Source organism: Ruminococcus sp. AF31-8BH, assembly GCF_003460605.1.
GTDB classification, from domain to species: Bacteria; Bacillota; Clostridia; order Lachnospirales; family Lachnospiraceae; genus Blautia_A; species Blautia_A acetigignens.
Window position 1 is genome coordinate 66,931 of the sequence record NZ_QTVN01000016.1, and the last position, 19,935, is coordinate 86,865.

The following is a 19,935-nucleotide window of genomic DNA, read 5'->3' on the forward strand; positions in this document are numbered from 1 at the left end:
CAATCAAGTTCTTATATAAAAAGGTGCTGAAGATTCTTTGGGATGATGACACTGTTCCGGCTATGAAAAGAGAGCGAAATCTTCCTGCTGTTCTATCCCGCAATGAAATAAATGCAATCATTGACGCCACTCCGAATCTGAAGCATAAAGCGATTATTGCAACTATGTATTCTTCCGGATTACGTGTATCAGAGGTTGTTCATCTTCATTATGATGACATTTCACGTACCAACATGACAATTCATGTTCGTGAAACCAAAGGCAGAATTGACAGGTATACAATTCTGTCTCAAAAAAATTTAGACCTTCTCACAGAGTATTGGTACAAATGTGGTCGCCCTAAAGATATCCTTTTCCCAAGTTCCTGGTCCGGTGGATATCTTGATATAGCCAGTGTTAACCAGTTCTTTAAGAAAAGTGCTAAACTCGCCGGCATTAACCGTCATGTTTCTTCTCATGTGTGCCGTCATAGTTTTGCCAGCCACCTATTCGAAAGTGGTACAGATATAAAATATAGTAGAATTTTTCTCTCTCGCACAAGATGAATAGAAGCCCGTTAAGGGATAGGAAAACGCCGAAAACCCGCATGAACACTACGTTTTTGTGAGTTGTCGGCGTTTCTTTTACCCTCTGTTTTCATGGTGCTTTTTCCGTAAATGGTGCCCAAATGGTGCCCAAATTCCACGCGGGCATATAAAAGGTTGTAAAGAGCAGTAAAGAGATACAGCGGTTAAAGGTCTATTTCGCTGTGTTTTTTCTTTGCTGCCCGTTTTCCTTTTTTCGGCTCGGCTTCCTTTGGTTTCTCCGGGGCTGCTTTTTCCACCGCGCTATGGTAAGCGTCCAAAACTTCTTTTTTTCGTTCAAGCCGCACGTCCACATAACGGGCGGTAACAGCTTCAAAGTTCATGGAAAGCCCAAGCGACGCGCCGATACCCGCAAGCGTATGCCCCAAGACTTCGCCAACCGTATAGAAGTCGCCTGTCAGTTGGTGCATATTGGTCGCTGCCGTATGTCGTAAATCGTGAAAACGAATGTGCGGCATATCCAAATCTTCAAGCAGCTTTCCAAATTGAGAGGACACCCACGACGCGGCGATAGGTGCGCCGTCCGGCTTTGCTACAACAAGGTCATTGTCATAGTAAGGCTTTCCGTCTTTTGCTGCCTGTTCTTTCTGTACTTCCTGCATGGCAAGCTGTTTGAGGAAGAACGGGCGGGCAAGCTCCGTAATGGGTAGCTTTCTGCCGTTGGATTTCGGCGGTGCCATTTCTTCAATGACTTTTGTTTTTGGCGGTACCTTGAAAGGTAGCTGCTCGGTAACATCAAAGGTGTTGTTCTCCAAATCCACATTGCGCCAACGCAAGCCTAAGATTTCAGAACGGCGCATACCGTAAAGCCCGCCCAAGATAACAGGCATTTCCCCAACAGTACCCTCGACGCGCTGCATTAAGGCTTTCACCTGTTCCGGCGTGTAAGGGTCAGGGGTCTTGTCGCCTTTCCCAAACTTCGTAAGGGTATCTTTTGCCGCGTTGGTTTCGATATAGCGGTATTTGCGGGCATGGCTCAACGCCACACTCAAAACACGTTTTGCCCCGGCTGCGGTGGACGGCTTCAAGCCTTTGTCTATAATCTGCTGAAACATCTTGTCTACCATAGCAGGGGTAAGCTGATTGAGGGTAACGCCGCCGATATACGGATTGATATAGTTTGCAATCGTCTTTTTATACCCGTCATAAGTAGAGGGGCGCAAGTTCACTCTTGCATAGCTTTCCACCCAGTCATTGAGATAGGCAGCGACAGTCTGTTTCCTCTGTGAAGTAATAGAAGCAACTTGCCCCGGATTTTGGAGCTTCGTTTTCATTTCCGCTTCATGCTGTGCTGCTTCCTTTTTGGTGGCAAAGCCCTTTTTTGCATACGACTTCTTTTTTCCGTCCGGGGCGGTGTACTTTATGTTTACGTCGTAGACTGTGCCGGGTCGTCCGGTCAGTATGCCGTTGCTGTCGCGTTTGTTTTTTACCTGTCTTGTTGAGATTGCCATAACTTAACCCCCTTGCTCTGCCGGGGGCTTTACGGCGGTTTTCGCTCGCTCGTACCAATCCCATATAGCGGTATCGGCAATCAAGCGGCGGTTTCCGTTTTGAACGTATTCCAGTTCGCCGTTATCCATAAGCTCGCGTAATTTATTTTCTCCAATACCGCTAACCTTGCTCATTTGCTCTACTGTTTTCAGCATAGGCAAAACAGGGGCGGCATGGTTTGTAGTTTCCTTTTTAGCCATAGGAATACCCCCTTTCAAAATGGCTCAAAGGTATGTTTTTGAATAAAAGGGGCTTTAATCGAACGGCTATTAGCATAGCTCCACGAGAATTTCACTCCTGCGTGGTTCTCACGCAGCCCTACCCATTGCCTGCGACGCTTCTAACGCTCGGACTGTGGCTGTAAGGGAGTATCATTATCCCTCTTGTGTGTCGTCGCCCGCAAGCTGCTGACTTGCTTTGCGGTGTAGTGTTGTTCGCTCGTTCCCGAAAGGGAAGTCATGGCGCACCCGCCGTATGGCTCGGCACAAAAGGAACGTATCCGATTTGCCCTATACTGCGTCGCCGTTCTTTTGCGCCGCTTTCTTTTTCAAAGAACAAGATGGCTGTTCTGCTTGCCGTAAAACGGAAAAGGGGTTACAAGACGTTTTACGGTCATGCTCAACTATTCATCAGCCCGAAATGTGAGGATAGCCCTCATCAGTCTTGCTTGCAGCCGTTCCCGTATGTCCTCGTCAACGCCATAGTAGACGTTGCCGCGCTCGTCGTAGAGCTTCCGCATGGACAGGCTCGCTATGTAGCCGCTGAAATGCTGCAAGACTATTTTCATAGCGTCCGGGTCGCCTTTGCTCGCCGCCACAATGACGGGATAGGGAACAAGGGCGATTTCCGGGTAGTCGGATTGTTTACCATTCTTCCCATTCATCAGCGTGTCCCTCCAAATATTTCTTTAACAGTTCAAAAGAGCTTGTCCGTCTGTACTGTATCGTGCTGCGCGACGTATTGAACATCTTTCCGATTTCCACGTCGGTCATGCCCTCGAAATAGTACAGCAGGATAGCAGTCCTTTTTTCCTCCGGCAAAGTGCGGATTGCTTCAAGCAGCAGTTTCGGGGTTATCTCTTTTCCTGCCATTTGATAACGCGGTTCAGCTTCTTCGTCTTGAAAATACTTGTCAACGGTGTAAAGCTGCCGTTCCTCATGCAAGGCAAGGTCGCAAAACGATACTTCCCGTTTCCTGCGTCGCCGGATTTCGTCGTGGGCGTTGCACGCTTCGTTGTGCAGCACCCGTTTACAGAAACTTTGAAAGGCACATTGCTTTTGAAATTCTCTGCGATTAGGTTCCATGTTCTCACCTCCTTTCTGTCGAAAGGTGGTAGTACCTCCCCTTTTCGCGTGATAATACAGACGACTTTTTCAAACGCCGGACGAAAGCAAAAATTTCTTTGAAAAAAGTTCTGTAAAATGCAAAATGCGCCCATCTGCAAGGCGCAGACAGACGCAAAGGAAACATAAAAAGTATTTAGATGATGTGATTGTTCATCTTTATGCCCGAAATACCCCGTTGCAGGGGATAGACTTTTTTTGATAATTGGGGGAATGTCGATTTGTGTCGATAAGTTGATAAGTGCATGGCGGCTACCTCCTAAAGCCGCCATGCCTTTACATGGTAGAGGGTCGTCGTTGGAATTTAGATGGATAAAAAGAAACGGCGGCTCTGATAATCAAAGCCGCCGAAATAGAGTAGGCGCGTGAAAATGTGTCTGCTCTGCGACGGCTTTTTTTCTTTTGCCGTCGTCCGGCAGATGAAATCATTTAGTTAAATAGTCAGATTCATCTATTGTTTTAAGAATATAATTCACATCATCATATCTTGAAGAATCCGATTGAGAGCCTAAACTACATATTAAAAATTCCTTTCCATGTTGTTGATAAAGAACAACTAAATTATAGTCATTAGATAAGGAACCTGTCTTGATACCTTTAACATTTTCATTGTAATATTCTGATGTTTGGTCAAGAAAAGTATTAGTATTCCTCCATGTCTGCGTACTTCCGTCAGGTAAAGTAGCTGTATAATTACTCTTTGAAACAATATCTCTAAACCATTGCTTCTCTAAAAGGTGAGTAGATACTGATTTTAGGTCTGAAACGGTAGTGAGAGCATTGACATCATATCCGCTTGGGTCATATAAAATTGTGTTTTCATACCCTTGATTTTGTAAGTAATTATTTAGATGTTCCATAAAAACATTAATACGTTCTTGACTATTCTTAGCTTGTGGTGAAAGAATAGAACCACAATAATCCGCGACTACATAAGCAGCGTCATTTCCAGATGGAACCAACATGGCAGCAAACAAATTGTGGAGAAAATATTTTTTCGCGTCTATATTCGCAACAGATGAACCAGGTTTAGTTAATTGGATTGCTTCATAATTTGCAGGAACAATACTATCTAAATCCGCAAGTGTTGCTGCGTATTCAATGACAAATAATTTGGCTAAGCTGGCAGGAAGCTGTTGCTCGTTTTCTCGCTTTGAAATAAATATATTGTCATTAGAAAGGTCAACTAATATGAGGGATTTTGCATTATAAAAATCTTGAAAGAAAATTCCATTCAGCCAAGAGTTGATTTTATTCTTCTCATTGCGAAAATTGTCAGGTTTCATTGCCCACGGTATGAAAAATACACCTGCTATCGTTACAGCAGTAAGGAAAACAAAAAATATTCCGAAACGAGACGTCCTTCTCTTGTATTTTCTTTTCATAAATTGCACCTCCGACAGTAATCAGTCAGATTTAATAGGTAAATCTAATTGGCATAATTTGCTCTTATACTTTCTGTAAATCCAGAGGGGTCACCTAATTTTGCTTTATCTATATTTTCGCGCAAATAATTACGAGTTGCGTCATCACACCGGTCTATTCCCATATATGGCATGTCGAAGGCTTTTTCCAATTCTTCTAATGCTTTTTCGGCTCGCTCTGGATCTGTATTATAAGTATCAAGCCATTCTTTCATCCATGAATATTCCCACAAATAAGAAGCTCTCGTTTCTCCATAACCAACCTGAAAGGAAGCTCCTGTATCTTCATCTTCCAGTTTATCAGGAAGTGCAATGCCATCAGGCCAATTCAAACTGTCAATGGTTGCAAGATATTCTTCTTCAATGTGTGCAAAATCCGTGAGTCCTCTTGAAGTAGAATTTGTTTCAGAATTTGAACAACCTGTAAACATCAGACATACCAATAAAGAAAGCATTGCTCCTAAAAAAATCGTTGTTTTCATAGATAATATTTTCATGTTTTTCCTCCAATTTTATAAAATTTATTTTATCTAAGCGCCAATGCAGGTTCAAGCTTTGCAGCTTTTAACGCTGGCAATAGTCCTCCAAGCAACGCTACAACAACGGATGTTATAACAGCTACCACTGCCGAAAGAATAGGATATTCCAGTGCCGCTACGGGAGAATCCACAGGCAGAAATAACCCCATGCCTTGAACCAAGAAAAAGGATATCAGGATTGAAACAATACAAACAAACACTGATATAGTTAATTGTGCGCCTAACACTAAAGTAACAATATTCGCACGAGAAGCGCCAATCGCCCGTCTAATTAGTAATTCGTGAGTACGTTGTTCCAAGGATGATAACCCTATGTTAATTTGTCCTAATACAGAAACAAATAACAATAAAAATGATGTTACCAAAAGTCCTAATTGAAGTACAGAAAGTACGGAATTATAAGTATCTCCAATATCACTTTTCCCTATGATATCCAAATTTCCTCCTATTGTATCTTCTAAAATGTCATGTAATGACGAATACATCTGTCTCATGGTAATTCCCGCTTCTGAATGCCAATGAACAGTTGCATTTTTTACTTTCCACATATTCGGAACAAGTAGTTCTATTGAATGGGCGTCAAGATATACAGTTGGTATATCTGTCCCGTCATTCACAGTACCTACCACATTAAATGGTGTTAATGAAAGACTACTTTCTACATTTCCAACAGCATATGAAGTATCAAAATAATTCTGTGCTGCTTTATTTACTACCATGCACAGAGTTTTATTTATTTCCGAAGAATCAAACCAATCCCCTGATGACATAGGCAAATTATAGATTTTGTTATATGTGCTTGTAGTAAAAACAACATCTACGGGTACAGTCTTTTTGTAAACAGTGTCACTTATGTCTTGTAGAGAAGAGACAGACGCTACTGGAGCAACTGTTATCTCTTCCAGCATGGAAAAGGTAACAGCCACAAAATGATCAGTATTGTAAATTTCTCGAAAAAAATTCTCCATTTTAATGGTATCTTGAAAATCTGATCCTGTAATTGAAAAAGAATATGTAGGACTCCATCCATACATCTGTGCATTGACAGAAATCAAATATTCTTTACCAAGCGTTCCCACCAAGACAGAACTAATCATTGCAATAATTCCTACAAACATCGATATACCTGTTAAGATATTTCTTAGAGGAGAAATACGAAGGTCTTTAAGAATCATATTTAACACATTGAAGCCTCCCTCCGTCCATTTCAAAAATTGTATTACAAGTCTTTGCAATATCGAGGTCATGAGTTACTATTAAAAGCATAATGCCATTTTTAAGCACAACTTGATGTAAAAGGTCCATAATTTGTTTTCCGGTTTTTTTATCTAAAGCACCAGTAGGTTCATCACATAAAATGGCTTCCGGCGATACTGCAAGTGCGCGGGCAATCGCCACTCTTTGTTGTTCGCCTCCTGATAAATTAGATGGATAATCATTTTCTTTTCCTTCTAATCCAACACTTTGCAAAAGATTTCGTATTGCTTCTTTCCGCTGTCTTGTATTCATTTTCTTTTTGGAATAAAGTAAAGGAAGCTCAATATTTTCCCAAACTCTTAAATGTTTAATTAAAGAATAGTTTTGAAAAACAAAACCGATATTACTTGCTCGAAGCATAGATAGCTGGCTATCTGTTAAAGTGGAAACAGACATACCATTATAAAGAAATTCGCCTTGATATGAGTGGTTGAGTAAACCTATAATTGATATAAGGCTTGTTTTTCCTGAACCCGATTTGCCTACAATAGCATAGCTGTTTCCTCGCTTTAGTTCCATATTTGCTTTGTTTACAGTTACTAAGGTATCACCATTATTCAAATTAACAGTCGCTACCAAGTTTTTTATTTGAATTAAATTTCCTCCATTCGTTTTTTCCATGTTACAAATTACTCCTTACTCCTTGGGTCAAGGTTTGGGGGAATAGAAGAAATTGTATCGCCCTCATTTACACCCGACAATATTTCTATATATGCACCATCAGTTGCACCCAGCATAACTTCTGTTTGAATTTGTTTTCCGTCATTTATTACGGTTACCATTCCCTTACCTTGTCTGCCCGCAATGACTGAAAGTGGTAACAAAAGCACATCTTTTCTAGTTTCGGCTGTTATGACAACGGTAGCACTTTGTCCGGGTTTTACATCAATATCTTTTCCAATTAAACATTGCAATGTGCTTTCTGCATTTTCTGATACTGGTACTACAACTGCAATCGCTTCCGTAGGTCCCACACCATCAACTACTTGAAACTTTGCTTTTAATGCTGCATTTTCCGGCAATATTTTCAAAAAATTTTCAGCTTCAATATTGAGAGCAAAACCTGTGTACTTAGCTGTTGCTAAGGGATAATTTTTGGGAACACTCTCATTAGATGAGATAATAGAAAGAATCGTTGCGTCAACTGGGGATTTTATTTCTTCTTCAGATACTTTCCCAATCACACCACCCTCAGTAATTTTGTTGCCGGCTGAGGAACAGGCTTCAAAAGTACCCTCAACAGAAGAACATAAAACAAAATCCAAAGCCGGAATAATAGTTGTGTGAGCAGATACCGTTGGAGTAAGATTACCGCGAGTAACGGATACCGTTTCAACGGATTGTACTTTTGGATTTACGTTACTGGTTTCATTTTTCTGCTCGTCAAAACAACAGGCAGATAACACAATTATTATCATACATAGCATAGGTAACGCCATAATTCGATTTTGGTATTTCACCAACATACCTCCTTGTTATTGTATATTATATTTCGTTTAAAGATAAAAGGCTTTCACCTTGATACAATAATTATATCAAAATAAAAGCCTTAATTTTGATGATTGTTCGCAAGAAAATCCTCTTTTTTGCTACGGAATTTCTTACGATTTTCCTACGAAAGTGGAAGTGTAACTATAAATTTTATACACTCGTCTTTACTATGAGCAACAATAGTCCCCTTATGTAGTTCTACAATATGTTTCGCAATCGCAAGTCCCAATCCGGCACCACCACTTGTAGTATTTCTTGATGTGTCAACTCGGTAAAACTGCTCAAATATTAGTTTTAGTTTTTCTTCTGCGATAGGATTCCCAAAATTTTCAAAAGTAATTACAATAGTGTTCTCTTGAAGTTCTGTGGTTATTGCAACTTCTGTATCTGTATAACTGTAAATTACCGCATTACGCAAGAGATTATCGAACACACGTTGTATTTTGTTTGCGTCGCAATGTAGCATAATGTCGCTTGTACTATTGAGAGTACATTTCAAATTTTTTTCCTTTAATATGGGCTTAAATTCATAGATAAGTTGTTCTAATAAACGGGTCAAATTTATGTTGCTGTATTGTAATGTTATGTTAGATAAGTTAAATCGTGTGATTTCAAAAAACTCGTTTATCAAATCTTCAAGACGTTCTGCTTTATCAAGAGAAATAGAAAGATACTTTTCTCTTAACTCCTGTGATATTTGTTGTTCATCATCATGCAGTAGTGTTAGATAGCCAATGACGGAAGAAAGCGGCGTTTTCAAATCATGTGCAAGGTACATAATCAAATCATTCTTGCGCTGTTCATTTTCCTGTGCAAGTCGCGCATTGTTTTCTGCTTCTTGCTTTAAGCGATTTATGTTGATAGCAATTTCGCTTAGTTCCGGTGAGAGTTCAATATAATCTACTGATTTATCAAATAGTTTTCCTGTTGCAGCTTGTAACTCGTAGACATAATTAACAACCTTTTTCAAAAGTTTATAAGTCAAATACAAAATGCAAACTACCCATAATATAAGCCCTACCATATAAACATAAAGTCCCCTATATATCAGGTAGTAATGTTCCACATATCTATCCAGTACCCAAGTAAGTCCCATATCTAACGAAACCGTACACACTAAGATAATTCCCGAACAAATTACACTCTGTAAGATATAACTTTTAAACAGGATTGTAAGCAGATAATTTTGTTCATTTTTATTCAATTTCATAACCTACCCCCCAAACTGTTTTGATAAATTTTGGATTTTTGGCGGGTTCATTTAATTTTTCTCTAAGCCGCCCTATATGTGCCATTACGGTGTTGTTATTATCTAAATATTTTTCTTTCCAGATATTTTCAAATAGTTCCTCAGTTGAAACAACTTTGCCTTGATGTTCACATAAATACCAAAGGATTGAAAACTCGATAGGAGTTAAAGATATTTCTTTTCCGAACAAAAAGCATTTATGCGTGTCCTTATTGATAATCAATCCTCTAATGTCATATTCACTTTTTGGAAAAAACTGCTTTTTTGTTGGATTGTTGTACTTCTGATAGCGTCTTAACTGTGTTTTCACTCTTGCAATGACTTCAAGGGGATTAAAAGGTTTTGTTATATAATCATCGGCACCTATTGTTAGCCCCATTATTTTATCGCCATCATCAATTTTAGCTGTAAGCATAATAACAGGGAAATAATAATTTTCTCTAATTTTTTGGCAAATACGGAATCCGTCTATATCAGGAAGCATAACGTCCAATATCGCCAAATCAATTTCCGTTTTCTGAATACATTCCAATGCTTCAATTCCATTGTAATATTTGTGTACTATATAATTATCGTTTTTAAGATAAACTTCAAGTAAATCTGCTATCTCTTTTTCATCATCTACAACTAAAATTTTTTCATTCATTGTCTACACTCCTTTTTATCCTTTTATCAAATGGTTTTACTGCGCTCTTGGGTATCAACCACATATAACCGATTTTTGAAACACCAGGTATTCGATTTTCTTTACAAAGTATCTGCACACGCCGTTCAGAAATACCCCATTTTTCCGCTGCTTCGGGACAAGACATATATTCCATATCGTAACCGTCCTTTCTTCAAACATTATCAATATAATTATACTCGGATAACCGAATAATAGCAAGTACATGATATGCTCTATTTCTATCCATACTATGATGTGTGTAATCATATCTTGAAAGAGAGATGAAATATACAATGTAGTTGGGTGAAATGATTATGAAGCAGAGCAAAGAAAAGTTTGATTTTAAGGCTTTCGGACAGGCTATCAAAGCGGCAAGAAAAGCAAAGGGAATTTCCCGCAACCAGTTAGCGGATAAGCTGAACATTGCGCCGCGATATATCGCGTCCATTGAAAACAGCGGGCAGCACCCAAGTTTGCAGATTTTGTATGAGCTTGTAACCCTGCTTGACGTATCGGTAGACCAGTTCTTTTTCCCGGAACGGGAACAGGAAAAGTCCACACGCCGCCGTCAGCTTGATACCATGCTCAACGGCATGAGCGAAAAGGATTTGAAAATCCTGTCAGCTACCGCAAAAGGGATTGAGGAAGCCAACAACGAAATAACGGGGGAATAAAGTTCCCTCGTTTCTTCATAGAAAAAGCAGTTTGAAACGTCGCAGTTTGCGGCGTTTTTCTTTTGTCCTGCTTTGGCAAAATCAGATTTTCCATGTAGTAGGGATAAAGGGAGAAAGTTTCTTAGCAAGCATAGGAAAGGGGTACCCTTTCCGTATTTTCGCCCTCCTGCGCTGCGGCGCGTCGGTTGAAAATTGCTTGTTGGGAAGTGTCCCAAACCCTCGGAATGGAAAGGAGTGTGAGCCGATGAACGGCAGGAAACGGACAGTACAAATTAAATTCAGAGTAACAGAGGAAGAACGGGCGTTCATTGAACAGAAAATGCAGCTCGTCCCTACCCGGAACATGGAAGCCTACTTGCGGAAAATGGCAATCGACGGGTATATCATTCAGATAGACCATGCCGACATAAAAGCTATGACAGCGGAGATACAGAAAATCGGGGTCAATGTCAATCAGATTGCAAAGCGCGTCAATGCGACGGGCAGCGTCTACCAAGAGGATATAGAAGAAATCAAGGAGGTGCTTGCGGAGATATGGCGGTTACAAAGATTAAGCCTATTAAAAGCACGTTAAAAAAAGCCCTTGACTATATCCAAAACCCGGACAAGACGGACGGGAAAATGCTGGTGTCCTCGTTCGGGTGCAGCTATGAAACGGCAGATATTGAGTTCGGATTTACATTGTCGCAAGCTCTTGACAGAGGAAACAACCTCGCACACCATTTGATACAATCTTTTGAGCCGGGGGAAGTCGATTATGAGAAAGCCCATGAAATCGGAAAACAGCTTGCCGACGCGGTAACAAAGGGGCAATATGAATACGTCCTTACCACTCACATAGATAAAGGGCATATCCATAACCACATCATTTTTTGTGCGGTAAACTTTGTAGACTACCACAAGTATGTTTCCAACAAGCGCACCTATTACGGAATACGCAACATCAGCGACAGGCTGTGCCGGGAAAACGGCTTGTCCGTCCTTGTGCCGGAGAAAGGCGGCAAGGGAAAGAATTATGCGGTGTATAAGAAAGAGAAAACCGCCAAAGCAAAATTGAAACTTGCCGTCGATACCCTTATCCCCCAAGTGTCCGACTTTGAAGAATTGCTCGCGCGGTTACAGGCAGAAGGCTTCACAATCAAACGGGGAAAATATGTGTCCTGTTTGGTTCCGGGACAGGAACGGTTTACCCGTTTGAAAACCCTCGGCGCAGATTATACAGAGGAAGCAATCCGGGAACGGATAGAGGGCAAGCGTACCCGCACCGCCAAAGCTCCCAAGACAGAACGCGGCGTGTCCCTGCTCATTGATATTGAAAACAGTATCAAGGCGGCGCAGAGCCGGGGTTATGAACAATGGGCGAAAATCCACAATCTGAAACAGGCAGCTAAGACCATGAATTTTATTACGGAACACAAGATTGAACAATACACCGACTTGACCGCAAAAATCGCAGAGATACAGACAGAGAGCGAACAGGCGGCAGACGCATTAAAGAGCGCGGAAAAACGGCTTGCAGATATGGCGGTGCTTATCAAGAATGTTTCCACGTTCCAAAAGACAAAACCCGCCTATGACGCATACCGCAAAGCAAGAAATAAGGACAGTTACCGGGCAGCCCATGAGCGCGAAATCATCTTGCATGAAGCAGCGGCAAAGGCATTAAAGGCGGCGGGCGTTTCCAAGCTCCCGAACCTCACCGCGCTGCAATCGGAATATGAAAAGCTCCAGGAACAGAAAGAAGCCCTTTACGCCGACTATGGCAGACTGAAAAAACAGGTCAAAGAGTACGACGTTATCAAACAGAACATAGACAGCATTTTACGGCAGCCAAGAGAACCGGAACGGGAAAAAGGAAAAGAACGTGGGGAGTAGCTTTGTTCATACTTGTATGATATAATAGTTCCTATCAAAAACAGTAGTTACATACCAAAGTGATACATTTTCAGCAAAGGAAGTGTCAGAGAATGGAACAGGAAATGCCGGACTATGAAACGATACGCGCCGCCGTTGTGAGCGAAAAATGGGCGTTGGAAAAAGTGCTTGCTTGTTACGGTGACGAAATCAACCGCCTTGCAATGGTAAAAAAGCGTCAGCCGGACGGAAGCGTAAAAGAGGAAATCGACGACGATTTACGGCAAACGCTCATACTGAAACTGTTAGAAGCTATCCCACAATTCCCAATAGAAAAGGAGTGATACCATGACACGCGGGGAAATTTGGAAAGACTTTTTTAAGAGAACCGTTTTGCCCGCCGTTATCGCATTGTTTTTATTCTTCATGTTTAAGAACGTCTTTACAGAGGACGGGCAGACCAATTACTTTTATGTGTGGCTGTGCTGCGGTATTCCCTTTGGTATTCGCCGTATGTTCGTATGGCTTGTACCGCATGGGTATGACATAGCCGGAACGGTGGGTATCATTGCCCTCAACTTCATTTTGGGCGGCATTATCGGTGGGGTCATTTTGATATGGCGGCTCGTCGTGGCTGCATGGTATATCCCCCTTACGATATACCGTTTACTTACCACAGATAAGGGCGCAACCCCTCAAATCAACATGGAAAAATAGCAAAGGAAAAACCGGGACGCAGACAGTCAGTAAAGACTATCCGCGCCCCGGTTTTCTTATGGGTGCAGTTCTGAAATGTTACGCAGTAGAACGCCGTTTTTAAGGGAAAAGGTATAAAGCCCTTGCCCTATGAGGAAACGGTTGTCAGAAGCCTGTAAAACAAGGCTTTTTTCGCCCTTACCGCGTAACAAGAGCGCGCCGTTTTCTCATGCGCTCGGCTGCCTGTCTGCGGGTAATCCGCTTCCGACAGTCCGGGCAGTATTTGACGCTGTTAGAGGTGGACGCAAAGAACGCGCCGCACACGGTACATTTCTTTCTGTCCTCGGTCTGATAGAGTTCCGCATAGAGCAGCTTATCAAGAGGAAGTACGGCAATCCGAAACCACTTACAGAGCAGGGAATAGGAAATGAGCTGCGGGCATACGCAAGTGTCCCCGTCGTCCAGTAAAATACAGTTGCCATTCTCGCAGTTGCAGCACTCCTTTTTCACAAGGGTGTTTACCTTGCGGCTTTGTCGCGGCGACAGCCGCTTAATCCCGGTCATACTTCATCAGCAGGATAAACGGAAAGTTCTTTGTACTCGGCGTCGGTCAGCGCGTTCACTTTGGAAAGGGTGCGCTTTGCAAGCTCCCGTAATCCCGCGTCCATGTAAGGCAGCGCAGCGGTCATGTTCTCTATAAGCTGCGCCTTGCTTCCCTCATGGTAAATGCTCAAAAGGTTTGTTTCCTCAACAGTAAATCTATTCATGCTCATACCTCCAAATCGTGATTTTTTCTTTTTGCCGCTGCCTTTTTCGGGGCGGTTGTTTTCTTGTCTGCGGTAAGCTGCGCCCGGACAGAGGGGCGCGCTTTTCGGATATTCCGGCTTCTGTCCTCGCTTTTGTCTAAAAATGCAAAAGTGCCATGCCTGCCCTCAATCTTAGAAAAAGAAAGTGTTTTGTATGGCAGCATAGCAAACAGACGGTCGGTGTCCTTTGTAGAAGCTAACTGCATAAAGTAAGGCGAAAGCTCCACCATGAAATGTGTTTTGTTGGGGCTGTTAGGGCTGTCCTGCCGCTTCATTTCCGCTACAATGCGCTGTGCTTCGGCTTCAATCCGGCTGTCATGCAACGCGGTAATATGCGCCTTGAAATCCCCCGGCTTTAAGCGGTCATAGCTGTGCTTTTCCTCCCGCATGAGAAAATGCAATGCTTCCGGGTCATTAGGCTGCGCTTCAAAGCGTTCAAACTTCCCAAGCTGCGGGTCGGGGTTGCCGTCAAAATACATTCCGGCGGGCTGCACCCGTTCCCCATGCTCATAGAGCAGCGTGTAATTATCGGCGGGCAGAGATTTTTCGACTACTTCCCGGAAGTGCTGCGGATAGTCAAGCTCATAGAGATTGCCTTTGATTATCCCATTTTCTTTCCCGGTCAGCTCCACCGCATAGGCAAGGATTTTATCGCGGGTCTGCTCCCCATAAAACCGCCATGTGTTATGCTGCCTTGTGTCCTTTAGGAAAACGTCGCGTTCCCGGAAGCAGCACGTCCCCGACGGGCGGGAAAACCATAGCAGCCGTTTTTCTTCAGCAGCGGGTCTTGACGCTGCTTCTCGCAAAATCCGTTTGTCTATCTCAAAATCACTCTGATAGAAAGCGGTATTCTGTTTCATAATCGCTTCAAGGGAAGCGATAACGTCCACATTCTCAAACTTACTTAATTTACCCAATCGGTCAGCTCCTTTCTAAGTCCTGCGACTTGCTTTTTTGTGGTTTCTTCTGTGCCTTTTCCTTATCTGCTTTGAGTTGCGCCCGGATAGAGGGCTTCTTTTCCGGCTTTGCTGTCTTTCCCTGTTCCTTGTCGGCTTTGATAGCGTCGGCAAGGTCAACAAGGGAGATAACCTCGCCCGCCTTTGCTTTCTGCTCCAGAGCGTCCACGGTCGGCGTCTGCGGCGTGTTGTTGATGATACCGTCAAAGTTATTGTCGTTCTGCTCGATAGTGTCCTCGATATGTTTTAACGGGTTAGCTTTTTCCGGCTGTTCGGCGGCAACGGCAAACGCCCGCGTACTGTTTCCCATAATCAGATATTTCCCGTCGTCGGATTGATGATGAAGTCCATACCCGGCTTCTTTCATCTGTTCAACGCTCATATCCGATACATAAAAACTGCCGCGCGGCGTTCTAATCTGTTTCCCGGTCAAATGCTCGTCGGGGATAAGCTGCGACTGCTTCTCCTGCAAAAATTCCGGCACATTCCGAAAACTGCCGCTGTCTACATAGTGGGCGGTATTTTCGCCGTTCTGATGAAGCACCACAATATCGGAAACGGAAAGGCTGTGTCCCTTAAAATCTTTCGGGTGGTCGATATTGAACTTTTCCCAAATGCTGTTAAGGGTAACGTCTGCCGTAAGGGGCGCGGTATAGATAAGCTCATAATTCGCCCGGTCTACGGTGTGTCCCGTCGCCTGCAGGCGGTCGTAAGGCTCAAAGTACAAGTCCCTTGTGGCGTCGCCGCGGGCTAACTGATAAATCCCGTAGCTGTCCTCCTTGCCGTAGAGTAAAAGGGCTTCCTTTGTCGGCACACTTTCCCGTAGCTGCTGCTTCATGGCGTTGTATTCATGCAGGGCTTCCCAAGTTTCCTTTTCTACACCGAACAAGCCGCCTTTTTCTGCGTGTTCCTGTAAATCGGTCAGACTGGTAACGGCTCCCTCGGTGCCGTCCTCATAGATACGGAAAACCTCGATACCGTCCTGTGTAAACAAACGCTCGGCGGCTTCCTGTTTCAGCGGAAACATACCGTCCCAAGAATAGCCGTAGTCCTGCATTTCCTTTACGCTGATAGTGGCGTCGGGTACGGGGATTTCCGGCTTCTCCTGCGGCGGCGCGTCCTGCGTCACTTCCTGTACCTCGGAAGTCTGCGCCTGTTCCTGCGTCTTTTGCAGCTCTGCGATATGTTCATCAATGCTGTTGATGATTTCCGCTGCGGTGCTGCGGATTGTTTCAAGAGAGCTTTTCAGTTCAGCAAGCTCCCGTCCGGCACTCCACCCGGCAACATATCCAAAGGAATAATCAGAGGTATCAAGCCCGTAATGCTGGCACACGGTATAGGCGATACTTTCTGCCTGTACCTCACGGGTGCGGCGGTCGGGTCTGTTCTCCAAGTCCTCTAAAGGGGCGTTTAGGTCAATGTCGTGCAGCTTCGCATGGGCGATTTCATGGATAAGTGTCTTTAAGGTTTGCAGCTCGCTCATGCCCTCATCAAGGGCAATACGCTTGTCCTCCAAGTGGTAGTAACCATGTGCGCCGCCCTCGATTTTTTCAAAGCCGACAGGAACAGGAGAAGTCTTTTCAAGGGCAGCGAAAACCTCCTTGTAATGCTCCACGTCCCCGGTCAGCATATTTACGGCAATATCGGGGATTTCCCTGCCCTCGGTCTGCGATACGTCAAAGACCGATACCACCTTAAAGGCGGGGATTGTGATTTCCTTTTCCTCGGTTACGGGCTTTCCGTCTTTGCCGATAATGGCTTTCTGTGTCTGCGGGTCGATTTTCTCCATTTCTTTTTTAATCTTGAACGGCGACGGGGCAAGGATTTTGATACCCTTTTGTCCTTTCATCACGTTTCGTCCAAAGTTATTTTTCCATGCGGAAAATCCGGCGATAAGGGAAGCGTCGGGCTTTTGCATGGCGATCAGCAGCGTATTGTTAAAGCTGTAATTATGAAACTTTGACATGACGCGCAGATATTCCTTGTAACGCTCGCTGTCGAACAGTTCCGTAATGCCTTGCTCCAAGCGGTCGGTTATCTCTTTGAGCTTTTCGGCGGGCTTCTCGGAAGTTAAGACAATGGGGATAACCGGGCGCGGCTCCTGCGGCGTTGCTTCGGGAACAGTCGCCTGTACTGCCGGGGCTGCGTCCAGTTCGACGGTTGGCTGCGGGTAGCTCATAATGCGGTAGTCCTCCGGCACATCGCGCCCCTCAAAGTGCTGCTCCCATGCGTCGCCGCTTTCCACAAGGTAGCCGTATTCCGTAAAGCTGCCTTTTTCCTGTGCGGCGGCGTTTCGTCCAAAGGCGATAAGGTCAATGCTGTTTTTCCATTCAGCGGGCATTTGCACCATGCCGGATTTGTTAAGGTAATAATCGCCCAATTCGCGGAGATTATGTACTTCGGGGATATGCACGAAAAAGTCCTCGTTATAGGTAAAGTCAATGAGCTGCCCGATATTCTCAAAACCATTCCTGCGCTGCGTGGCGGCGTTCAGCGCGGTAATCCCGGAAGCGTCAAGGGTTTCCAGTCGTGCCGCAAGGAAATTCAGCTCGTCCACCTGTGCCGCGCATACCATGTCATACGGCAGGGCAATGTGTCTGTCCTCCCGGTCAGAGTAGCCGTGAATGAAAAATTCCTGCGGATTGTCTGCGGTAATGCCGACGCTTTGCATGGCTTCGTGAAGTTCTTCCTTTGTGGCGGGCATGGATAACCAGCAGCCGCCCGGTTCTCCCGTTTCAAAACGGGTGCGGCTGTCAATAAGGATTGCAAACTGTTCCGTATCCTGTCCCGGTTCGGTTCTCGGTGCAGCGGCGGGAATGTCGGCAGCGGGCTGCTTGATTTCCTCGCCCTCTACGGTATAGCCCGGTAAGAGCTGCCCGTTTACCTTAAACTGCTCCGCGTATTCCTGCGGGATAGCCGGGGAGATTTCCGTAAAAAGTTTTTCATACGCCTTGATACGCCCATTCAGATATTTTTCCATAGCTGCCCGGTCAGCAAATACCTTTCTGTCCTGTCCGGCGATTTTCGCCTGTCCGTATCCGTGGGGGCTGTTGGTGTAGACGTTCCAAGACAGCGTATAGGAATACGGGATAGACTTCTGTGCTGCCTTGTCGTAACGGGTATTTTCGTAAACATGGTAGCTCATTTTATATACCCGGTTGCTGATGGTGTGGCGGTCGTTGTCCTCGTCCTGCCACTTGTTCGCCGTATGCTTCACTTCGGGTATTCTCGCATACTCAATCGCCTTGTCAAATAGCAGGGTCTTTCCCGCCTGTTCCTCCCATGCGGAAGCCTGTACTTTTAGATTTTCAAATACGGTCTGCTCCGCAGCCGCGCTTTCCTCCCGCAGCTTCATAAGCTCGGCAAGGGGTAAGGCGGTCAGCGGGGAAATATCCGCGTCTTTCGTTTCAAAATAGATACCGCGCTCAATCTTCATCTTGTCGGCGGCGTCCAGTCTGTCGCGGTCGTATGAGGAATAACCTGTTTTCCATTCGTCCATTTGCTCGCTCCTTTCTTTTTCAATCATGCGGTGCATAAGCTCGTAGTCCTCAATGCTCATGCTTCCGTCAAATATATAAGGGTCAAAATCTTCCCCGTCCCGGTAGGGCTTTTCGGAAAAGGGAAGCCCCGCTGCATGGGCGGCGGCTCTTGCTTCCTCGATAACCTCCGGGGGAAGCCTGTCGTCATGCGCCCCGATAAAACCGTCAAGGTCGTTCATGCTGTTTTCATAGTGATAGCGCACTCCGGCGGTCAACTCGTCAAGGCTCATATTCTCGCCTAAATGCCCGCAGTAGTAGCCGTTTAGAATAACGGCGGTGGGGTCAGCCGCTTTGATTTCTTCTAACCGGCTCCTGTCAAACGGTTCTAAAGTACCGTCCACTTCAAGATGAAACAGCTCGGCGTTCCATGAACGTCCCTCTTTCCAAAATGCTACCCATGCAATACCGTCCCTAAGTTCCTCTTGATAGTCCTTTACGCTGTCGCGCAAACTTGCCATGTGTAAAACCTCCTTTCGCGTATGGCAGCGCGGACGCTGCGTTTGTGGTTACATAGTCCTACTACGGTGCGCCCGCATTTCTGCCAAAGATTTTTGAGGATTTTTAGAGGGTTTGGGAAACTTCCCAACAAGCAAAATCCCCGCCAAGCTCTACATGAGTGGCAGGGATTTTACGGAAGTGGGTACCCGCTTCCTATGCTTGCTATTCCAGTTCTTTGTCCTTTGAAATGGTTACTTTGTAGTTCACATACTTACCGCCCGTATCAGCTAAAAGCACCGTTCCGTCGTAGGTTTTTCCTGTTTTCGGAGAATACAGCTTTTTGACTGTTGCCTTGCCGGATTTCAAAAGTGCTGCGGCAATCTTCGGGGTAAAGACGGTTTTCCATTCCTCAAAGAAGCGGTCATTTTTCCACATGGCAAAGCTGCACTCTTTGTTGGAACAGTAGTAGTTTTTCTTTCCCTCATAGACCGGGGACTTGCAGCGGGGACACTTTCCAAGCTCTGTTTTTTCTGTCTTGAAAAGCTCCTGTTTCTCGCCTAACACGGAAGCATAGGTTTTTACAAGCTCCTGTGCCATAGTTTCGATACCCTGCATGAAAGTGTCCGGGTCGGCGTTGCCCTTTGCAATCTGCGTCAGATTGTTTTCCCATGCAGCCGTAAGCTGCGGAGAAGTTAAGCTGTCCGGCAGGACGCAGACAAGATTTGTCCCGTCTTTGGTGGGAAGCAGCTGCTTGCCCTTGCGCTCCACAAAGCCGCCTCCCACTAACTTTTCAATGACAGCGGCGCGGGTAGCGGGCGTACCAAGCCCCCGGCGTTCTGCGTCCGGGTCGGTGTCCTCATTCCCGGCGCGTTCCATAGCAGAAAGTAAGGACGCTTCTGAAAGCTTTTGTCAAGGGGGTGCGTGGAT

Annotated in this window: 22 protein-coding genes and 1 pseudogene; 6 read left to right on the forward strand and 17 right to left on the reverse strand. The window is 44.6% G+C overall.

Features of this window, described 5'->3' with window-relative positions:
• Positions 1-545: tyrosine-type recombinase/integrase (locus tag DWZ38_RS22955; RefSeq protein WP_243000346.1), on the forward strand; the 545-nt coding region annotated here is incomplete at its 5' end.
• Positions 546-730: 185 nt separating this feature from the next.
• On the opposite strand, the gene DWZ38_RS17485 is transcribed toward DWZ38_RS22955, so the two are convergent.
• The 12 genes from DWZ38_RS17485 to DWZ38_RS17540 all read right to left on the reverse strand — a co-directional run bounded on the left by DWZ38_RS17485 (position 731) and on the right by DWZ38_RS17540 (position 10,199).
• A complete protein-coding gene (locus DWZ38_RS17485; protein ID WP_117854360.1) occupies positions 731-2,035 on the reverse strand; it encodes a tyrosine-type recombinase/integrase in 1,305 nt (434 codons plus the stop codon).
• Positions 2,036-2,038: 3 nt separating this feature from the next.
• Positions 2,039-2,275 carry a helix-turn-helix domain-containing protein gene (locus DWZ38_RS17490; RefSeq protein ID WP_065532041.1) on the reverse strand — a complete coding sequence of 79 codons (237 nt, stop codon included), beginning with the start codon at positions 2,273-2,275 and terminating at the stop codon, positions 2,039-2,041.
• Between the two features lie 422 nt (positions 2,276-2,697).
• A complete protein-coding gene (locus tag DWZ38_RS17495; protein ID WP_022263773.1) occupies positions 2,698-2,958 on the reverse strand; it encodes a helix-turn-helix domain-containing protein in 261 nt (86 codons plus the stop codon).
• On the reverse strand, positions 2,939-3,379 hold the full coding sequence (locus DWZ38_RS17500; RefSeq protein ID WP_065532039.1) for a sigma-70 family RNA polymerase sigma factor: 441 nt from the start codon (positions 3,377-3,379) through the stop codon (positions 2,939-2,941). The genes DWZ38_RS17495 and DWZ38_RS17500 overlap by 20 nt, the downstream gene beginning before the upstream one ends.
• 464 nt (positions 3,380-3,843) lie before the next feature.
• Entirely contained in the window at positions 3,844-4,803 is a 960-nt protein-coding gene (locus DWZ38_RS17505; protein WP_005422939.1) for a peptidase S11, read from the reverse strand.
• 44 nt (positions 4,804-4,847) lie between these two features.
• Positions 4,848-5,339 (reverse strand): hypothetical protein, encoded by a 492-nt coding sequence (locus tag DWZ38_RS17510; protein ID WP_227235243.1) that lies wholly within the window; start codon positions 5,337-5,339, stop codon positions 4,848-4,850.
• Positions 5,340-5,368: 29 nt separating this feature from the next.
• Positions 5,369-6,556 carry an ABC transporter permease gene (locus DWZ38_RS17515; RefSeq protein ID WP_005422943.1) on the reverse strand — a complete coding sequence of 396 codons (1,188 nt, stop codon included), beginning with the start codon at positions 6,554-6,556 and terminating at the stop codon, positions 5,369-5,371.
• The gene (locus tag DWZ38_RS17520; RefSeq protein ID WP_005422944.1) at positions 6,546-7,259 is read right to left on the reverse strand and encodes an ABC transporter ATP-binding protein; all 714 of its coding nucleotides are present in this window, start codon (positions 7,257-7,259) and stop codon (positions 6,546-6,548) included. The genes DWZ38_RS17515 and DWZ38_RS17520 overlap by 11 nt, the downstream gene beginning before the upstream one ends.
• 8 nt (positions 7,260-7,267) lie before the next feature.
• Positions 7,268-8,098, reverse strand: coding sequence for a hypothetical protein (locus DWZ38_RS17525; protein ID WP_233435094.1), 831 nt, complete (start codon positions 8,096-8,098; stop codon positions 7,268-7,270).
• Positions 8,099-8,250: 152 nt separating this feature from the next.
• The gene (locus DWZ38_RS17530; RefSeq protein WP_005422949.1) at positions 8,251-9,339 is read right to left on the reverse strand and encodes a HAMP domain-containing sensor histidine kinase; all 1,089 of its coding nucleotides are present in this window, start codon (positions 9,337-9,339) and stop codon (positions 8,251-8,253) included.
• Positions 9,326-10,024, reverse strand: a complete 699-nt coding sequence (gene vanR, locus DWZ38_RS17535; protein ID WP_005422951.1) for a VanR-ABDEGLN family response regulator transcription factor — start codon at positions 10,022-10,024, stop codon at positions 9,326-9,328. The genes DWZ38_RS17530 and vanR overlap by 14 nt, the downstream gene beginning before the upstream one ends.
• Positions 10,017-10,199: a helix-turn-helix domain-containing protein gene (locus tag DWZ38_RS17540; protein ID WP_005422953.1), complete on the reverse strand. Its 183-nt coding sequence runs from the start codon at positions 10,197-10,199 to the stop codon at positions 10,017-10,019. The genes vanR and DWZ38_RS17540 overlap by 8 nt, the downstream gene beginning before the upstream one ends.
• Positions 10,200-10,359: 160 nt before the next feature.
• On the opposite strand from DWZ38_RS17540, the gene DWZ38_RS17545 reads away from it, so the two are divergent.
• From DWZ38_RS17545 to DWZ38_RS17565, 5 genes are all read left to right on the forward strand, one after another.
• Positions 10,360-10,719 carry a helix-turn-helix transcriptional regulator gene (locus DWZ38_RS17545; protein WP_173907081.1) on the forward strand — a complete coding sequence of 120 codons (360 nt, stop codon included), beginning with the start codon at positions 10,360-10,362 and terminating at the stop codon, positions 10,717-10,719.
• A 244-nt stretch (positions 10,720-10,963) separates the two neighbouring features.
• Positions 10,964-11,293: a plasmid mobilization relaxosome protein MobC gene (mobC, locus tag DWZ38_RS17550; RefSeq protein ID WP_005422959.1), complete on the forward strand. Its 330-nt coding sequence runs from the start codon at positions 10,964-10,966 to the stop codon at positions 11,291-11,293.
• Positions 11,254-12,594 carry a relaxase/mobilization nuclease domain-containing protein gene (locus DWZ38_RS17555; RefSeq protein ID WP_117688306.1) on the forward strand — a complete coding sequence of 447 codons (1,341 nt, stop codon included), beginning with the start codon at positions 11,254-11,256 and terminating at the stop codon, positions 12,592-12,594. Before mobC ends, DWZ38_RS17555 begins: the two co-directional genes overlap by 40 nt.
• A gap of 92 nt (positions 12,595-12,686) precedes the next feature.
• Complete coding sequence (locus tag DWZ38_RS17560) at positions 12,687-12,917, forward strand: helix-turn-helix domain-containing protein (RefSeq protein WP_117688307.1); 231 nt, start codon at positions 12,687-12,689, stop codon at positions 12,915-12,917.
• A 4-nt stretch (positions 12,918-12,921) separates the two neighbouring features.
• Positions 12,922-13,290, forward strand: a complete 369-nt coding sequence (locus DWZ38_RS17565) for a DUF6050 family protein (protein WP_005928622.1) — start codon at positions 12,922-12,924, stop codon at positions 13,288-13,290.
• Between the two features lie 177 nt (positions 13,291-13,467).
• On the opposite strand, the gene DWZ38_RS17570 is transcribed toward DWZ38_RS17565, so the two are convergent.
• The 5 genes and pseudogenes from DWZ38_RS17570 to DWZ38_RS17590 form a co-directional block, all read right to left on the reverse strand.
• Complete coding sequence (locus DWZ38_RS17570; RefSeq protein ID WP_117688308.1) at positions 13,468-13,833, reverse strand: cysteine-rich VLP domain-containing protein; 366 nt, start codon at positions 13,831-13,833, stop codon at positions 13,468-13,470.
• Complete coding sequence (locus DWZ38_RS17575) at positions 13,830-14,036, reverse strand: transposon-transfer assisting family protein (RefSeq protein ID WP_178105368.1); 207 nt, start codon at positions 14,034-14,036, stop codon at positions 13,830-13,832. Before DWZ38_RS17575 ends, DWZ38_RS17570 begins: the two co-directional genes overlap by 4 nt.
• A gap of 2 nt (positions 14,037-14,038) precedes the next feature.
• Positions 14,039-14,992 carry a hypothetical protein gene (locus tag DWZ38_RS17580; RefSeq protein ID WP_117688310.1) on the reverse strand — a complete coding sequence of 318 codons (954 nt, stop codon included), beginning with the start codon at positions 14,990-14,992 and terminating at the stop codon, positions 14,039-14,041.
• A gap of 4 nt (positions 14,993-14,996) precedes the next feature.
• Positions 14,997-19,028, reverse strand: coding sequence for a YodL domain-containing protein (locus tag DWZ38_RS17585; RefSeq protein ID WP_117688311.1), 4,032 nt, complete (start codon positions 19,026-19,028; stop codon positions 14,997-14,999).
• Between the two features lie 202 nt (positions 19,029-19,230).
• Positions 19,231-19,908: pseudogene (locus DWZ38_RS17590) on the reverse strand (DNA topoisomerase); the annotation flags it as partial.
• Positions 19,909-19,935: the final 27 nt, after the last annotated feature.

Bases quoted from the DNA above. Each gene is read 5' to 3' on its own strand.
- DWZ38_RS17560 (WP_117688307.1), top strand. From the start codon at position 12,687: ATGGAACAGGAAATGCCGGACTATGAAACGATACGCGCCGCCGTTGTG.
- DWZ38_RS17520 (WP_005422944.1), bottom strand. From the start codon at position 7,259: ATGGAAAAAACGAATGGAGGAAATTTAATTCAAATAAAAAACTTGGTA.
- DWZ38_RS17500 (WP_065532039.1), bottom strand. From the start codon at position 3,379: ATGGAACCTAATCGCAGAGAATTTCAAAAGCAATGTGCCTTTCAAAGT.
- DWZ38_RS17485 (WP_117854360.1), bottom strand. From the start codon at position 2,035: ATGGCAATCTCAACAAGACAGGTAAAAAACAAACGCGACAGCAACGGC.
- DWZ38_RS17575 (WP_178105368.1), bottom strand. From the start codon at position 14,036: ATGAATAGATTTACTGTTGAGGAAACAAACCTTTTGAGCATTTACCAT.
- DWZ38_RS17565 (WP_005928622.1), top strand. From the start codon at position 12,922: ATGACACGCGGGGAAATTTGGAAAGACTTTTTTAAGAGAACCGTTTTG.
- DWZ38_RS17570 (WP_117688308.1), bottom strand. From the start codon at position 13,833: ATGACCGGGATTAAGCGGCTGTCGCCGCGACAAAGCCGCAAGGTAAAC.
- DWZ38_RS17555 (WP_117688306.1), top strand. From the start codon at position 11,254: ATGGCGGTTACAAAGATTAAGCCTATTAAAAGCACGTTAAAAAAAGCC.
- DWZ38_RS17540 (WP_005422953.1), bottom strand. From the start codon at position 10,199: ATGGAATATATGTCTTGTCCCGAAGCAGCGGAAAAATGGGGTATTTCT.
- vanR (WP_005422951.1), bottom strand. From the start codon at position 10,024: ATGAATGAAAAAATTTTAGTTGTAGATGATGAAAAAGAGATAGCAGAT.
- DWZ38_RS17510 (WP_227235243.1), bottom strand. From the start codon at position 5,339: ATGAAAATATTATCTATGAAAACAACGATTTTTTTAGGAGCAATGCTT.
- DWZ38_RS17530 (WP_005422949.1), bottom strand. From the start codon at position 9,339: ATGAAATTGAATAAAAATGAACAAAATTATCTGCTTACAATCCTGTTT.
- DWZ38_RS17515 (WP_005422943.1), bottom strand. From the start codon at position 6,556: ATGATTCTTAAAGACCTTCGTATTTCTCCTCTAAGAAATATCTTAACA.
- DWZ38_RS17490 (WP_065532041.1), bottom strand. From the start codon at position 2,275: ATGGCTAAAAAGGAAACTACAAACCATGCCGCCCCTGTTTTGCCTATG.
- DWZ38_RS17495 (WP_022263773.1), bottom strand. From the start codon at position 2,958: ATGAATGGGAAGAATGGTAAACAATCCGACTACCCGGAAATCGCCCTT.
- mobC (WP_005422959.1), top strand. From the start codon at position 10,964: ATGAACGGCAGGAAACGGACAGTACAAATTAAATTCAGAGTAACAGAG.
- DWZ38_RS17505 (WP_005422939.1), bottom strand. From the start codon at position 4,803: ATGAAAAGAAAATACAAGAGAAGGACGTCTCGTTTCGGAATATTTTTT.
- DWZ38_RS17545 (WP_173907081.1), top strand. From the start codon at position 10,360: ATGAAGCAGAGCAAAGAAAAGTTTGATTTTAAGGCTTTCGGACAGGCT.
- DWZ38_RS17585 (WP_117688311.1), bottom strand. From the start codon at position 19,028: ATGGCAAGTTTGCGCGACAGCGTAAAGGACTATCAAGAGGAACTTAGG.